This window comes from Streptomyces sp. AB3(2024), from assembly GCF_041862025.1.
In the GTDB taxonomy this organism is placed as follows: domain Bacteria; phylum Actinomycetota; class Actinomycetes; order Streptomycetales; family Streptomycetaceae; genus Streptomyces.
On the sequence record NZ_JBGWAB010000030.1, the window covers coordinates 51,116 to 66,048 of the forward strand.

At 73.9% G+C, this 14,933-nt stretch carries 11 protein-coding genes; 3 read left to right on the forward strand and 8 right to left on the reverse strand.

The window, feature by feature from the left end:
- Positions 1-14: 14 nt before the first annotated feature.
- From ACEPPI_RS15245 to ACEPPI_RS15275, 7 genes are all read right to left on the reverse strand, one after another.
- Positions 15-1,427, reverse strand: a complete 1,413-nt coding sequence (locus tag ACEPPI_RS15245) for an aldehyde dehydrogenase family protein (protein ID WP_373915756.1) — start codon at positions 1,425-1,427, stop codon at positions 15-17.
- 98 nt (positions 1,428-1,525) lie between these two features.
- Positions 1,526-3,013, reverse strand: coding sequence for a CitMHS family transporter (locus tag ACEPPI_RS15250; RefSeq protein WP_373915757.1), 1,488 nt, complete (start codon positions 3,011-3,013; stop codon positions 1,526-1,528).
- 73 nt (positions 3,014-3,086) lie between these two features.
- Positions 3,087-5,381, reverse strand: a complete 2,295-nt coding sequence (locus tag ACEPPI_RS15255) for a molybdopterin oxidoreductase family protein (protein WP_373915758.1) — start codon at positions 5,379-5,381, stop codon at positions 3,087-3,089.
- A gap of 146 nt (positions 5,382-5,527) precedes the next feature.
- On the reverse strand, positions 5,528-6,148 hold the full coding sequence (locus ACEPPI_RS15260; RefSeq protein ID WP_373915763.1) for a TetR family transcriptional regulator: 621 nt from the start codon (positions 6,146-6,148) through the stop codon (positions 5,528-5,530).
- Between the two features lie 46 nt (positions 6,149-6,194).
- A complete protein-coding gene (locus ACEPPI_RS15265) occupies positions 6,195-7,499 on the reverse strand; it encodes a hypothetical protein (protein WP_373915759.1) in 1,305 nt (434 codons plus the stop codon).
- Positions 7,500-7,624: 125 nt separating this feature from the next.
- A complete protein-coding gene (locus ACEPPI_RS15270) occupies positions 7,625-8,428 on the reverse strand; it encodes a hypothetical protein (RefSeq protein ID WP_373915764.1) in 804 nt (267 codons plus the stop codon).
- A 547-nt stretch (positions 8,429-8,975) separates the two neighbouring features.
- Positions 8,976-11,048 carry a right-handed parallel beta-helix repeat-containing protein gene (locus tag ACEPPI_RS15275; protein ID WP_373915760.1) on the reverse strand — a complete coding sequence of 691 codons (2,073 nt, stop codon included), beginning with the start codon at positions 11,046-11,048 and terminating at the stop codon, positions 8,976-8,978.
- Positions 11,049-11,241: 193 nt separating this feature from the next.
- Here ACEPPI_RS15275 and hmgA point away from each other — a divergent pair, with 193 nt between their 5' ends.
- Both hmgA and ACEPPI_RS15285 read left to right on the forward strand, forming a co-directional pair.
- Complete coding sequence (hmgA, locus tag ACEPPI_RS15280) at positions 11,242-12,579, forward strand: homogentisate 1,2-dioxygenase (RefSeq protein WP_373915761.1); 1,338 nt, start codon at positions 11,242-11,244, stop codon at positions 12,577-12,579.
- 82 nt (positions 12,580-12,661) lie between these two features.
- A complete protein-coding gene (locus ACEPPI_RS15285; RefSeq protein WP_373915765.1) occupies positions 12,662-13,411 on the forward strand; it encodes a GntR family transcriptional regulator in 750 nt (249 codons plus the stop codon).
- A gap of 39 nt (positions 13,412-13,450) precedes the next feature.
- Here the strand turns inward: ACEPPI_RS15285 and ACEPPI_RS15290 are convergent, their stop codons facing one another.
- Positions 13,451-13,621, reverse strand: a complete 171-nt coding sequence (locus ACEPPI_RS15290; RefSeq protein ID WP_167456804.1) for a hypothetical protein — start codon at positions 13,619-13,621, stop codon at positions 13,451-13,453.
- Between the two features lie 140 nt (positions 13,622-13,761).
- Here ACEPPI_RS15290 and ACEPPI_RS15295 point away from each other — a divergent pair, with 140 nt between their 5' ends.
- A complete protein-coding gene (locus ACEPPI_RS15295; protein ID WP_373915766.1) occupies positions 13,762-14,883 on the forward strand; it encodes a type ISP restriction/modification enzyme in 1,122 nt (373 codons plus the stop codon).
- Positions 14,884-14,933 lie beyond the last annotated feature (50 nt).

Sequence of the window (14,933 nt, forward strand, 5' to 3'; positions counted from 1 at the left end):
CGGGGGCTGCGCGGTCAGAACTGCAGGGACTTGGTCTGGAGGTACTCCCCCAGGCCGTGCGGGCCGAGCTCGCGGCCCACGCCCGACTGCTTGTAGCCGCCGAAGGGCGCGCGCACGTTGAAGCGGCCGCCGTTGATGTCCACCTGGCCGGTGTCCATGCGGCGGGCGAAGGCCACGGCCGTCTCCGCGTCCGCGGCCCAGACGGCGCCGCCGAGGCCGTAGACGGTGCCGTTGGCGATGCGCAGGGCGTCCTCCTCGTCCTCGTAGGGGAGGATCGCCAGAACGGGACCGAAGATCTCCTCCTGGGCGATGGTCATCTCGGGGCTGACGTCCGCGAACACGGTCGGGGCGACGAAGTACCCGTGCTCGTGCGGCGCTTCGGAACCGCCCGCGACGAGGCGCGCGCCCTCCTCGACGCCCTTGTCGATGTACGCGCGCACGCGGGCGCGCTGCTTGGCGTTGATCACCGGGCCGAGGCGGGTGCCCGGGTCGCGGGGGTCGCCGGTGGGGTATTTGGCGACGGCGGCGGCCGCGAGGGACACGGCCTCCTCGTACCGCTCCCGCTGGACGAGCATGCGGGTGAGGGCGTTGCAGCTCTGACCGGAGTTGCTCATGACGTCGGCGACGCCCGCGGCGACGGCCTTGGGCAGATCGGCGCCGGGCAGGATGACGTTCGCCGACTTGCCGCCGAGTTCGAGGGCGACGCGCTTGACCGCGGCGCCGGCGATGGCGCCGATCTTCTTGCCGACGGCGGTCGAGCCGGTGAAGGAGACGAGGTCGACCCCTTCGTGCTCGGCCAGCGCCTGCCCGGCGACCGGGCCGGTACCGGTCACCAGGTTGAAGACTCCGGCCGGGATGCCCGCCTCGTGCACGGCTTCGGCGAAGAGCTGTGCGGTCAGCGGGGTGTCCTCGGCCGGCTTGAGGACGAGGGTGCAGCCGGCGGCGAGAGCGGGTGCCACCTTGGCAACGACCTGGTGCAGGGGATAGTTCCAGGGCGTGATGGCCCCGACCACACCGACCGGCTCCAGCAGCACGGTGGAGTTCCCGATCCGCTCCTCGAAGGCGTACTCGGCCGCCAGCTCGGCGTAGGAGGAGGCCACCGCGATCGGGGCCCCGACGTGCACGTTCTCCGAGAAGCCGGAGGTGGCGCCGAGTTCGGCGGTGATGGTCTCGGCGATCTCGCCCCTGCGGGCCGCCAGGACGTCGCGCAGCGCACCGATCAGGGCGGCCCGCTCGGCCGGGGGCGTGGCCGCCCAGCCGGGGAGGGCCGCGCGGGCCGCGCGTACGGCCGCGTCCACGTCCTCGGCGCCCCCGGCCGGGACGGTGGCGATGACCTGCTCGTCGGCCGGGTTGACGACCTCGATCCAGTCTGTTCCGGCGGCGGGCCGCCACTCCCCGCCGATGTACATCCCGTCGTGGGCCTTCATGGCATTCCTCCCGAGCACGCACGAGCGCGTAGAGCTGACGTCGTCGACACCCTACAAACTAGCGCCGGTAGTTTTCGGGGCACCAGGGGCCGCCCGGCTCAGATGATGCCGAAAAGCATCCCTGCCGCGAGCACCACGAGGGAGGTGAGGGCCGCCCATTTCACGGTGAAGCGGGTGTGGTCGCCGAACTCGACCCTGGCCATGCCGACGAGGACGTAGACGGCCGGAACCAGCGGGCTCGACATGTGCAGGGCCTGGCCGACCAGGGAGGCGCGGGCGATCTCCAGCGAGGAGACCCCGTGGGCGGCGCCGGCCTCGGCGAGGACCGGCAGGACACCGAAGTAGAAGCCGTCGTTGGACATGAAGTAGGTCAGTGGCAGGCTGAGCAGGCCGGTGACCAGGGCCATGTGCGGGCCCATGCCCTCGGGGATGGCGCCGACGAGCCAGTCGGCCATGTGCTTGACCATGCCCGTTCCGCTGAGGACGCCCGTGAAGACGGCGGCGGCGAAGACCATGCCGGCGACGTTCAGGACGTTGTCGGCATGGGCGGCGATGCGGGCCTTCTGGTCCGGCATGTGGGGGAAGTTCACGGTGAGCGCGAGGGCGGCGCCGAGCAGGAACAGCACCGGGATCGGCAGCAGCTCCATGATCATCGCGGTGAGCAGGGCGACGGTGAGGCCCGCGTTGAACCAGTAGAGGCGCGGGCGCAGCGTCGGACGGTCGGGGTCGAGCCCCTGGAAGCCGTCGTCCTCGGGCGCGGTGGCGGAGGCGGAGGCGGCACCCGTACCCGTACCCGAGGCGGGACCGGGGGCGGAACCGGCGACGGAGACGGAACCCGAGCCGGGGGCGGAACCGGAGCCGCCGCCGGCCGCCTTCGCGTCCGGCCGCGCGCCCGCGTCCGTCCTGCCGCCCGAGCCGACCGCGACCAGGGACTCCCCCTCGGCCTCGGCCTCCTCCCCGGGCATCACCAGGGAGCCGACGCGGCGGCGCTCGCGCAGGCCCAGGACGTAGGCCAGGATGAAGACGCACAGGAGCCCGACCGCGAGCGCGGGGATCATCGGGACGAAGATGTCGGCCGCGTCCAGCTTGAGGGCGGTGGCGGCGCGGGCGGTGGGGCCGCCCCAGGGGAGGGTGTTCATCACGCCGTTGGCGGTCGCGGCGACGCCCGTCATGACCACCAGGCTCAGACCGAGCCGCTTGTAGAGCGGGTACATGGCCGAAACGGTGATCATGAAGGTGGTCGAACCGTCCCCGTCGAGGGAGACGATCGCGGCCAGCACGGCCGTGCCGACCACGACCCGCATCGGATCGGCCTTGCAGAAGCGCAGGATGCCCCGGACGATCGGGTCGAAGAGGCCGACGTCGATCATCACGCCGAAGTAGACGATGGCGAACATCAGCATGGCGGCGGTCGGGGCGAGCTTGCCGACGCCGTCGATGACGTAGTCCCCCAGGTGCGCGCCCTTTCCGGCGAACACGCAGAAGAGCGCGGGGATGAGGACGAGCGCCGCGATGGGCGACATTTTCTTCAGCATGATCAGGACCAGGAAGGTCGCGATCATGGCGAAGCCGAGGAAGGTCAGCATGCAGGGAACCTAGGTGCCGCCTCCTTGTGCCAACAAGACGTCAACGCGTGAGCAATACGAGCAAAACCCCAGCTCAGGGCAGGGGTGCAAGTTCGACGGGGAAGCCGTTGAGCACCGCCGTCCCGGAGAGCGGGTCGAGCCGGGTGCCGTCGAGGAGCTGATTGACGTTCACTCCCGGTTCGGCGGCCGCCACCGCGAGGCGGGTGCCCTCCCGGTCGTGGCCCCAGCCGTGCGGCAGGCTGACCACGCCGGCGCGGACGGCGTCGGTGACCTCCACGGGGACCTCCAGGCTGCCGCCGTCGGCCGTGACCCGGGCCCGCCCTCCGTCGGCCAGTCCGATCCGCTCCGCGTCCCGCGGGTGGACCTGGAGGGTGCAGCGGTTGGAACCTCCGGTGAGGGCCGGGACGTTGTGCAACCAGCTGTTGTTGGACCGCAGGTGGCGGCGGCCCACGAGCACCAGGGCGGCGGGGCGGCCGGTGAGCGCCGCGCGCAGTCGGGGGAGCTCGGCCGCGATCGGGTCCGGGAGCAGCTCGATCCTGCCGCTGCGGGTCTTGAGCAGGCCCGGGAGTCGGGGCCGCAGCGGGCCGAGGTCCACTCCGTGCGGGTGGGCGAGCAGCCGCTCCAGACTCAGCCCGCCCTCCGACCGGTCCGGCTGCCCGTATGGAGACCCGTCCGGCTGCCCGTCCGACTGTCCGTCCGGCTGTCCCGCGGCGCCGAACAGGTCTCCGTACGGGCCGAGTCGCAGCATCAGGTCGAGCCGCCGTTCGGGTCCGTTCTCGCCCGTGAGGAGCTCGGCGAGGCGGGCGGGGGCCGCTCCGTGGAGGGGGGAGCTCCGGTCCGCGGTCTCCCGGTCGAGGGCGCCCTGGATCGCCGTCTCGTCGACGACGGACGGCTCGGCGGCGCCGTACGTGCCGGAGACGGCCAGGACGAGGCGTGCGTGGATCTCGCACTCGTCGAGCCGCCCGGCTTCCAGGGGGACGGCGGGCCGCGTGTAGCGGACCTGGTTGCGGATGGCGAAGCCGTTGAAGGCGAAGTCGTGGTGCGCGCTCTGGGACGGGGGCGGCGGAGGCAGCACGACATGGGCGTGGCGGGAGGTCTCGTTGAGGTACGGGTCGACGCTGACCATGAAGTCCAGCCCGGCCAGGGCCGCGTCGAGCCGGCGGCCGTCGGGGGCGGACAGCACCGGGTTGGCGGCGATGGCGATCAGGGCGCGGATCCGCCCCGGACCCGGGGTCTCGATCTCCTCGGCGAGGGCGGCGATGGGCAGTTCGCTCTTGGCCTCGGGATGGCCGGAGACCCGGCTGTGCCAGCGGCCGAGCGCGAACCCCCGGCCGGGTCCGGCCGCACGGGGGCGCGGGCCGGTCGCCGGGAGCGGGAACAGGGCCCCGCCCGGCCGGTCGAGGTTGCCGGTGAGGATGTTCAGTACGTCGACCAGCCAGCTGGCGAGCGTCCCGAACTCGACGGCGCAGCTGCCGATCCGCCCGTAGACGGCGGCGGTCGGCGCGGCCGCGAGATCACGGGCCAGGGTACGGATCTCGACGGCCGTGAGGTCGCAGGCGGGGGCCACCGCCTCAGGAGTGAAACTCCCAAGGGCGACGGCGAGTTCCCCGAGCCCCTCGGTGTGTCGCGCCAACGCCCCGGGAGCGGACAGCCCTTCGGCGAGCAGGGTGTGCGCGAGGGCGGCGAGCAGCAGGGCGTCGCTGCCGGGGCGGGGTGCGAGGTGCCGGTCGGCGAGCCGGGCGGTGCGCGTCCTGCGCGGGTCGACGACCACGAGGGTGCCGCCACGTGCCCGCAGTGCCTTGAGCCGGCCGGGGAAGTCGGGGGCGGTGCACAGGGAGCCGTTGGACTCGACCGGGTTGGCGCCGAGCAGGAGCAGGAAGTCGGTGCGGTCGAGGTCGGGCACGGGAATGGCGAAGGGGTCACCGAACAGCAGTCCGCTGGAGACGTGTTTGGGCATCTGGTCGAGGGTGCTGGCGGTGAAGAGGTTGCGGGTGCCCAGGGCGCCCACGAGCAGCGGCGGGTAGAGGGCGCCGGCCATGGTGTGAACGTTCGGGTTGCCGAGGACGACGCCCACGGACTGCGCTCCGTGTTCCCGGACCAGGGTGGGGACGGCTGCGGCGATGGCGTCGTAGGCCTCCTCCCAGGTCGCCCGGCGCAGGCGGCCGTCGCGGCGGACGAGAGGGGTGCGCAGCCGGTCCGGGTCGGCGTCGAGCGCTCCGAAGGCGGCGCCCTTGGGGCAGATGAAGCCGCGGCTGAAGACGTCGTCGCGGTCACCCCGGGCGCCGGTGACGGTGGTCCCCTCGATGGTCAGGGTCAGGCCGCAGGTGGCTTCGCAGAGGGGGCAGATGCGCGGGGCGGTGCGGGGCATGGGCCCTCCAGGGGGCGGCAGGCCGCGGAACGGGCACGGACCGTCGGCGGTCCGGCCCGGCGGCGCGGGCACGCGGGCGCACCGAGCATACCGACCGGTAGGCACGCCGGGGAGGGGGTTGCGGCGGCCGGTCGGCTCCGGGCCGTTCAGTCCAGGACCCGTGCCAGGTAGGCGTGCATCATCGCCCGTGTCTCGGCGACGATCGCGGGGTCCCCCGCCGGGTCGGACCGGAAGGCCAGCTGGACGAGCGCGTCGGTCGCCTCGACGGCGACCAGCACCGCGCGCTCCAGCCCGGCGTCGGGGACGAGCCGGAGATGCCCGCACAGCAGCCGGGTCAGGCGTGTGGCGACCAGGTGGTTCGGGTCGGCGGCGGGCCCCTCCGCGGGCGGTGCGGGCACGCCGAAGTCGACGAGGGCGAAGCCCGGGACGCTGCGCTTCATGGCCAGGTACTCGTCGAGGACGGCGTCCACGACGGGCCGCCAGTCCGTGACCGGCAGGACGGCGAGGCGCCTCTGGATGCCGTCGGCGTACCGGTCCAGGTTGCGGTGGGCGAGGGCGACGGCCATGGCCCGCTTGTTCCCGAAGAACCGGTAGACGGATCCGATGGGCACGCCGGCGCGCAGGGCGACGGCACGGGTGCTGAGGTTCTCGTAGCCGGTCTCGTCGAGCAGCTCGGCGCAGGCGTCGAGGATCCGGGCAAGACGGTCGGCGCTGCGCTGCTGGACCGGGGTCCGGCGCAGGGGGTGGGCGGGAGGCACGGGGTCCATCATGCCGCTCCTGGCGTGTGGTTCGGGTGAACGCGACGACCGGCCCTCAGTTCAGCAGGAGGGTGAGCCCGCCGAGGGTGTACGTGACCATCAGCGCGAGCAGCGGGAGTTGGCCGGCCAGGGCCCTGGCGGGCGGGAAGAGGCGTACGGAGCGGTCGTGGGCGGCGATCACGCCGAGTACGTGACCGGCCACGACGGCGATCACCTGGAGGGCCGCGAGACCTCCGGGACCCAAGGGGGGACTGGGATCCGGGGCATTGTCAGTGCCGAGTGCCATGATTACCGTGCGTGGTCCTTCGGTGACGAGGAGGGAGAAGTAGTGGGCGATGAGATAACCGAGGGCGATCGGCACGAGTGAGTGCGCGAAGGCGGTCAGCGGGCGGGGGTGCGGGCCGCTGACGAGGCGGGTGGCGCCGGCGCACAGGCAGTAGAGGGTGGCGACGAGGGCGATGGAAGCGAGCAGTCCGAGGGTGGCCGCGGGGGTGCGGCCGAGGGGGGAGGTCTGAACGGCGTTGATCCAGGCGGGGTTGTCGGAGTAGCCGTCGTAGGCGGTGGACCCGAGCAGGACGCAGACGGTGGCGACGAGTCCGGGCCGCTCGGGCGTCGCGTCGAGTCCGTGGAAGGGGTTGCGCAGGGCCAGGCGGCCGTCGCCGCGGCGGCCGAGCGGTGAGAGCCGGGCCAGGAGGTCGGAGTAGGCCTCGAAGGCGTCGGCGTCGGCGAACCACCGCTCGCCGAAGCGGGCGGCGAGCAGCAGGTGGAGGGCGGCGTAGCCGGCAATGGCACAGAGGAGGGTGGTGGTGGATGCGGGGTCGGGGGCGACGAGCTCCAGCCAGGTGAAGCCGAACAGACCTGCGGCGGCGGGCCATTGGCCGAGCCGGGCGGGCAGGGGGCGGCCCTCGCCGGGCGGGCGGCGGCGGATCCGGCGGAGGAGCCGGTGCAGGGTGCGCAGCGGGTTGAGCAGGCGCCAGACGGGGCCGAGGAGGAGGGAGGCGGGGACGAGTCCGACCCAGAGCAGGACGTAGACGGCGCCGGGAGCGGGGTTGCGGGCGGGGTCGTCGGGACCGAGGAGGAGGTGGAGGAGTACGGCGAGGGCTGCGGCGAGGCCGAGTCCGCGCAGGGTGGTGCGGGTGGCCGGCGCGTCGGCCACCCGCTGGAACCCGGCGGGCAGGGCCAGACCGGAGCGGTCGCCGCGGAAGCGGGAGACCGACCAGAGGAGGCCGAGTGCGAGGAAGGAGACGAAGAGCGCGGTGAAGGCTCCGGCGAAGGCGTAGAAGGGGGAGATGGGCAGGTCGTGCTGGGATCCGATCCCGTGCGCGAGCGGGACCTGAGGGTCGGCCGGGTGAAGGACCACGCTCCGGCCGGGCCCCGGCCCGAACGCCGCCACCGCTCCCGGCTCCGCCGCCGGTCCGGGCCGGACACCGGACCACACCCCGGGCGCTGATGCCCGGCCCGGGGCCGCCGGCCCGAGGCCGGGGGTCATCGGACCAGGAGCTGGGTCAGGACCAGCCCGGACTCGTGGGTCTCCACCTCGAAGAGGCCCGTGCGGTCGGCCGTCAGGACCAGGGTCGCCTCCTGGCCCGCGGGCAGGGCGAGTTCCTTGTCGTAGCCGTGGACGTGGAGGGTGTCGGCCCGGTCGCTGGTGACCCGCAGGGCGACGCGTTCGCCGCGCTTGACCTCGGTGCGGCCGGTGGCGGGGACCGCCTTGCCGTCGCGGACGGCGAGGGTGACGGTCCGGTCGGCCCGTGGAGCCCCGGAGGGCGCCGCCGAGTCGGCCGGGGTGGGTGCGGAGTGGCTGTGGGACGTCTCGCCCGGGGGGCCCGCGGTCAGGGACACGGACGCCTCGACCGGTTTGCCGGCGACGGCCCAGGCCGTGTGGTCGTCGGCGTAGAGGCGAACGGTCAGGGTGTGCGCGCCCTCGGACACCTGCGCCGCGGGCAGGTGGAACCAGGGGCCGTACACGCGGGCCAGCGCGTGGCCGTCGAGTTCGAGGTGGGCGTGGCCGGCGCCCGGGAGGGCGGCGCCACCGGTGCTGTCGGGGGTGAAGCGGAAGTCGGTGACGGCCAGTTGGAGGTTCCAGCCGTCCTCGGAGTCGGGGCGGGCGGTGAGCTTGACCCCCGGCGCGCCCCGGGCCGGGACCTCGCGCAGGCGGTGGCCGCCGCCGTCCTGGGTGTCGAGCAGGGTGCCCGTGCTGCCGGAGGCCTGCTCGTGGGTGGTGCCGGGTTTGTGGTGAGTGGTGGCCCTGCCCCCGCAGCCGGTCGCCGCGCCGCCCGCGAGGAGCAGGAGGAGGGCGACGAGCGCGGCCGTGCGGGTGCGGCGTCGTGGCGGCCGGCCCGTGCGGGCGGGTGGTCGGCAGGCGTCGCACCGGATGCGGTCCTGTGCGGAAACGGTCACTTCGGGCCTCCGATGGAGGTTCGGGCCGACCGGTCACCGCCCCCGCGGACCCGCCCCCGCACCGCCACGCTCCGCCGGCGGGCCGGGCGTCGGCGGCGGGCTCGGCGGGTCGTCAGTTGCGGGCATCGGAGCGAGGCGCGGGGCGTCGGGGCGGGCGTCGGCGGGCGGTACGGAGCGGGCGTCGGCCGAGGGCCGGGGCGGCGTGGGGTGGATCCCCCTCCGGGCCGGGCTCCGGGTCGGGGGTGGGGTCGGGGCCCGCCCCGGAGGGGCCCGTGTCAGGGGGTCGGGGCCTGCCCCGGAACGGCCCGGGGCAGGGGGCAGGGCCGGGGCAGGGGGCAGGGCCGGGGCCGGTTCGGGGCCGGGGCCCGCTCCGGGGGACAGGACCGGGGCCGGGGCCCGGCTCGGGGGTGGAGGCCGGGGCCCGGCTCGGGGTCGGTCAGGGGGTCAGGGCTGGGGACGGGGTGGGGGTGGGGGGCTGGGGGGTCGAGGGGGTGGGTGGGGTGGGGTGGGCTGCGGCGGCGGCTGCCCACAGGACCCACACCAGCGCCACCAGCGCCCGTATCCAGGCGGGGCTCAGCGGGATCCAGGGGATCATCAGCACGGCCTTGTCGAAGGCGTCCAGCAGGGTCAGCGCCCCCAGGAGCAGAGTCAGTCGGGCCAGCCAGGGGCGCCCGGGGCGCAGGGCCAGGCCGGCGCCGGTCCACCAGAGGCCGAGCAGCAGGAGGGCGAGGGCCGGGACGAAGGTGTCCTGGAGTGGCATCGTGGAGCCGGCCACGTCCAGGGCCAGCCCGGCGGCCCCCAGCAGGGAGGCCACCGTGCCCAGCCGGGAGCGGCGCAGCCGGCGCCACCACAGCACCCCGCCGACCAGCAGCAGGACGGCCGCCACCGCCAGCGCGATCTGCGTCTCCACCCGTTCCGGGCCGCGGGCCCCGTACCAGTCGCAGCCGGCCGGGAGTTTGCGGGCCTGGACGTTGTAGTCCGCGCAGACCAGCAACTGGGTGAGTTTCACCGGTTCGCCCACCAGCCGGGCGGAGGCGCCGCTGACCTCGCCGCGCGCCTTCCCGCACTGCGGCAGGGTGCCCGGGGTGGAGCCGTCGGGGCCGTCCTGCCAGCAGTTGCCGCGCCCCTGGCCGTCCCACCACACGTCGGTGCCGTTGGGCCGTGAGGCCCCTGACCTGTCCTTGCCGAGGATGTTGCCGGCGTACCGGTTGTGGTGGGAGGTGTCGGTCTGCTTCGACCACTTCTCCTCGCCGCGGATGAAGGCCGGCACCGCGCTGAGGAAGAAGCCGGCCCGCCGGTGGCCGTACACCCAGTTGTTCTCGTAGAGGTTCCAGTTGCCTCCGGCGGTGATGATGCCGGTGCCCGGCGGCATCGAGATCTGGGGGCAGACCACCCCCTGCTCGTAGCCGCGCTCGACGGGCGGCTTCGCGCAGGTGCCGTCGGCCACGTGGTGGTAGTAGTCGGCGTTGTTGTCGTGGATGAGGTTGCGTTCGAAGCGGGCGTGGTTCTGCGGGAGGCCGGGGTGTCCGGGGAAGGCGCTGTCCATCGAGGCGCCGCCCATGTTCTGGTCGAACTCGTTGTCGTGGACCCACACCGAGTCGCCGGCGGTGCCGGAGTAGCCGACCATGTTGTGGTGGCTGCGGCAGCCGGTGATCTCGATCGAGTACCGGGGCACGTCGTAGCCGCGCCCGTCGTTGATGTCGGAGGCGCTGCCGGGGTAGATGCCGGAGTCTCCGTTGCCGTAGGACTCGCAGTTCTTGTACAGGCCGTGGTCGCTGGCGAAGGTCAGGAAGCCGTACTCGTCGTTCCAGCGGGTCAGTACGTCGTCGATGACGAAGCCGTCGCCGGCCAGTACGTACAGCGAGTTGAAGGTGGTGCGCTGGGCGGTGAAGTTGCGGAAGTAGACGCCGTCGGACTTGTCGGCGCGGATCGCGTTCAGCTTCTGGTACTTGGCGTCGATGACGACGTCCATGCGCGAGGCGCCGGTGCCCTCGATCTGGAGGTTCTTCTTGCCGAGGATCGCGACGAGGTTCTGGTTGTGCGGGCAGCCGGCCTGCTGTTCGTAGGACAGGATCTGGTAACCCAGGGCGGAGTTCGGGGCCTTGAGGGCGGCGCACTCGCCCGTCGGCTTGGGGAGCGAGGGCTCCTCCTCGTAGAGGCCGGGCAGGACCGCGATGTTCATGCCGGGGCGGTCGACGGCGTCGACGGCCGCCTGGAGGTGGCGGTAGCCGGACTTCTCGCAGCGTTCGTAGAGGTCGAGGTTGCGGCGGCGCAGGCCGTCGGGGAATCCGGCGATGCGGCGCTCGAAGGCGGGCCGGTCTGTCTTGCAGACGATCAGGTCGGGCTCGGCCGCGCGGTAGGCGGGGACGGATCCGGTGCCGTCGGGCAGGGCGACGGGGCGCTCTTCGTGCGCGAGTGCGGCGGGCGCGGCGGCGAAGAGGGACAGGAGGGCGAGAAGGGCGGCGAGGAGCGCCGCCGGCACTGCGGGGAACCTGCGGGTCCACGACATGCGCGTGAGAGTAGAGCAATGTTCACCTTTTTGGATCCCCTCCCGCACGGATCCGTCCGCACCGCCGCCCGCACCGCCGCCCGGAGGGAGGCCCGGGCGGGAATCGGCCACGCGCCCCGGGGCAGCGTTGACGAGCGGCGCGCGGAATCCTACTGTCTGGCATAGGATTCCTTCGACGGAGCGGGAGCAGCCCATGAGTGAGCAGGCCAGGAAGACGGCGGAGGCGCTGGAGTACCTCACCGGCTTCGGAAACGAGCACAGCTCGGAGGCCGTGCCGGGCGCACTCCCCCACGGCCGCAACTCGCCCCAGCGCGCCCCGCTCGGCCTCTACGCCGAGCAGCTCAGCGGCAGCGCCTTCACCGAGCCGCGCCGCCACAACCGCCGCTCCTGGCTCTACCGGATCCGCCCTTCGGCCGCGCACCCCGCCTTCACCCGGGTCGGCAACGGAGCGCTGCGCACGGCGCCCTTCACCGAGGCCGTCCCGGACCCCAACCGGCTGCGCTGGAACCCGTTGCCCGACCCGGCCCCGGGCACCGACTTCCTGGCCGGCCTGTGGACCCTGGGCGGCAACGGCGACGCCACCCAGCGCACCGGCATGGCCATCCACCTCTACGCCGCCAACGCCGACATGAGGGACCGGGTGTTCAGCGACTCCGACGGTGAGCTGCTGATCGTCCCGGAGCGCGGCGGCCTGCTGCTGCGCACCGAGCTCGGCCTGCTCTCGGTCGGCCCCGGCGAGGTGGCCCTGATCCCGCGCGGCGTCCGTTTCCGCGTCGGGCTCCTCGACGGCGACGGCGACGGTGGCGGCGGCGCGCCCGCCCGCGGCTACGTCTGCGAGAACTACGGGCAGCCCTTCGACCTCCCCGACCTGGGCCCGATCGGTGCCAACGGCCTCGCCGCCGCCCGCGACTTCCGGGCGCCTGTGGCCGCGTACGAGGACGTCGAGCGCCCCACCGAGGTGGTCAACAAGTTCTGCGGGAACCTCTGGTCCGCGACCTACGACCACTCCCCGCTCGACGTCGTGGCCTGGCACGGCACGCACGTCCCGTACGTCTACGACCTGCGCCGCTTCAACGTCATCGGGTCGATCAGCCATGACCACCCCGACCCGTCGATCTTCACCGTGCTGACCTCGCCCTCCGACACCCCGGGCCTGGCGGGCGTGGACTTCGTGGTCTTCGCCCCGCGCTGGCTGGTCGGCGAGGACACCTTCCGCCCGCCGTACTTCCACCGCAACGTGATGAGCGAGTACATGGGCCTGATCGAGGGCGCCTACGACGCCAAGGCCGAGGGCTTCGTGCCCGGCGGCGGTTCGCTGCACAACATGATGTCGGCGCACGGCCCCGACCGCGAGACCTTCGACCGGGCCAGCGCCGCCGAGCTGAAGCCGCAGAAGATCGACGACGGCCTGGCCTTCATGTTCGAGACCCGCTGGCCGATCACCGCCACCCCCCAGGCGGCCGGGGCGGAGCACCTCCAGCGCGGATACGACGACGTCTGGGAGGGTCTCCAGCGCCACTTCCGCGCCTAACATGCGCATGCGTGCGCGCACGGCCCCGTGCGCGCACGCCCGCCGCCTGCACTCCAGCCTGCCGCCGTTCGGAGAACCACCCGTGATCGCCTTCGCCCCCGACTCCCTCGTCCTGAACCGGAAACTGCCCCTCTGGTACCAGGTGTCCCAGTCCCTGCGCGCCTCGATACTGGGCCGCACCCCGGACGCCTCCTTGCGCCTGCCGACCGAGGAACAGCTGGCCGAGCACTACGGCGTGAGCGTCCTGACGATGCGCCAGGCACTCAAGGAACTGGAGGGCGAGGGCCTGATCAGCCGGCACCGGCGGCGCGGCACCTTCATCGAGCCGGGCGCGCGGCGCAGCCCCCCGGTGCGGCTGCTGGGGTCGGTCGACGCGATCGTGGCCCAGCAGTCGGGCGAGCGGACGACGATCCTGGGGCGGGAGCGGACGCCGGTGGCCGGTGAGCTGCTGGAGCACTTCCCCGATACCGCCGAGGTGGTCACGTACCGCAGGCTCCGCCACGACGGGGAGAGCGGTGAGCCCACGAACTGGGCGGAGAACGCGGTCCGCCCGGAGTTCGCGGACGCCGTGGACCTGGACGACCTGGTGCGGTGGCCGATGACGAAGGTGCTGCGCGACGTGGTCGGGGTGCGGATCAGCCGGATCACCGACACCGTCGAGGCGCGCCTGGCGGACCCGGTCACGGCCGAACTGCTCCAGGTCCCGCTGCTGAGCCCGATCCTGCACTACACGGGCGTGACGTACGACGAGGACGGGCGGGTGGCCGACGTGGCGCGGATCCGCTACCGGGGCGACCGATTCTCCTTCACGGTGACGGTCGACGCACCCTGAGGGGCCACGTGCCCCGAAGGCCCCGAGGGCGGGCGGGTCCTAGCGCTCCTCGCCCTTCTCCTCCCCGAGGCGTTCCCCCTCGGCCTGGGAGGGGGTGGTGCGCATCGTCTGGGGGTGCTGCCGCTGCTTGCGCTGCTGCTCGTCCATGTCCTCGTCGAGCCGCTCGCCCTCCGCCTGGGACGGCGTCGAATACTCGTCGTACTGACTCATGGCCGACTCCTAGGTCGGTACGGATGGTACGTATGCGTACATAAGGAGCGTAACGCTTCGGCCTGGACGAGGCCCGGCCCCCGCGCCCCGTCGCTACCATCTGCCGGGTGAGCGAAGACGTACCGCTGCTGGACGATCTGATGCCCTGGTCCGTGGGCGGCCTGCGCCTGGGGCGGGACTGGGTGGCCGCGCCCGATCCGGCCACGCTGCGCGCCCGCTGGACGGCCCTGACGCACGCCGAAGGGCATGAGCGGGAGCTGCTGTTCCGCCCGAGCCGGACCCGTACGCCCGCGGCCGGAGCGGCCGCGCTGCCCGGGCAGCGCTCGGCGACGGCCCGGTTCTCCGAGGCCCCCGGCCCCTTCCCCGATCCCGTACGGGTGCTCCGCGCGCCCTTCGACGAGCAGTGGCTGCTGCCCGACCAGCGGCTCATCGACTCGGCGCGCCCCGAGCTGTGGCGGGTTCTCGACGCGCAGCAGCTGTTCGTGGTGGAGGCGCCGGAACCGCTGGTCACCGCCCACCTCCCGGCGGGCCGGCTCGGCCGGATCCGGCCGCTGCACCGGCGCCCCGGCGGGGCCGAGCCGAATCTCGCGCCGGGCCTGCTGCCGCTGCTGGGGGCGCGCCACGGCGGCTGGGTCACCCCGGAGGACGTGCTGTGCTGGATCCTCGCCGCGGGCCGCCCCGGGCCGCGCGGGTACGAGGTCCCGCTCGCGGCGGACCCGGAGCGGTGGCGGGCCGGGCTGGAGCTGGGTCAGCGGCTGCTCACCGTACAGCTGCGCGGGGTGCGGGGCGGGGAGCCGCCCCGGCTGCCGGGCGGGCGGCGGCCGTACGTCCGCTCGGCGGTGACGGCCTGGCCGCGGGAGCTCGCGTACGGCCCGGAGAGCGAGACGCTGACCCTCGGGGACGGTGCGGTCTCCCCGGTGCCGGCGGGCGCGTGGGAGTACGAGGCGCAGGGCTTGCGGGTGCTGGAGTCCTGGTTCGCCGCGCGCGGTGCGCACCGGGATCCGCGGGCGCGGGGGCTGGAGGCGTTCGGTCCCGCCGAGTGGCCGCAGTCCTGGACCTCGGAGCTGTCGGCCCTGGTCACGACCCTGGCACTGCTGGCCGATCTGGCCCCGCTGCGGGCGGCGTTCACTCCCGGGCCGCTGCTGGCGGCCGGGGAACTGACGGCCGCCGGGGTGCTGCCGCCGCCGCGCTGGTCCCGGCGGCCCGCCTCGGTGCTGGACCACCAGGAGGAGGGCCCGGGCGGCCAGTTCGCCCTGCTGTAGCCCGTGCGCGCCGCACGGACGCGACGGCCCCGCGCCGCGCGGCCGCGCCG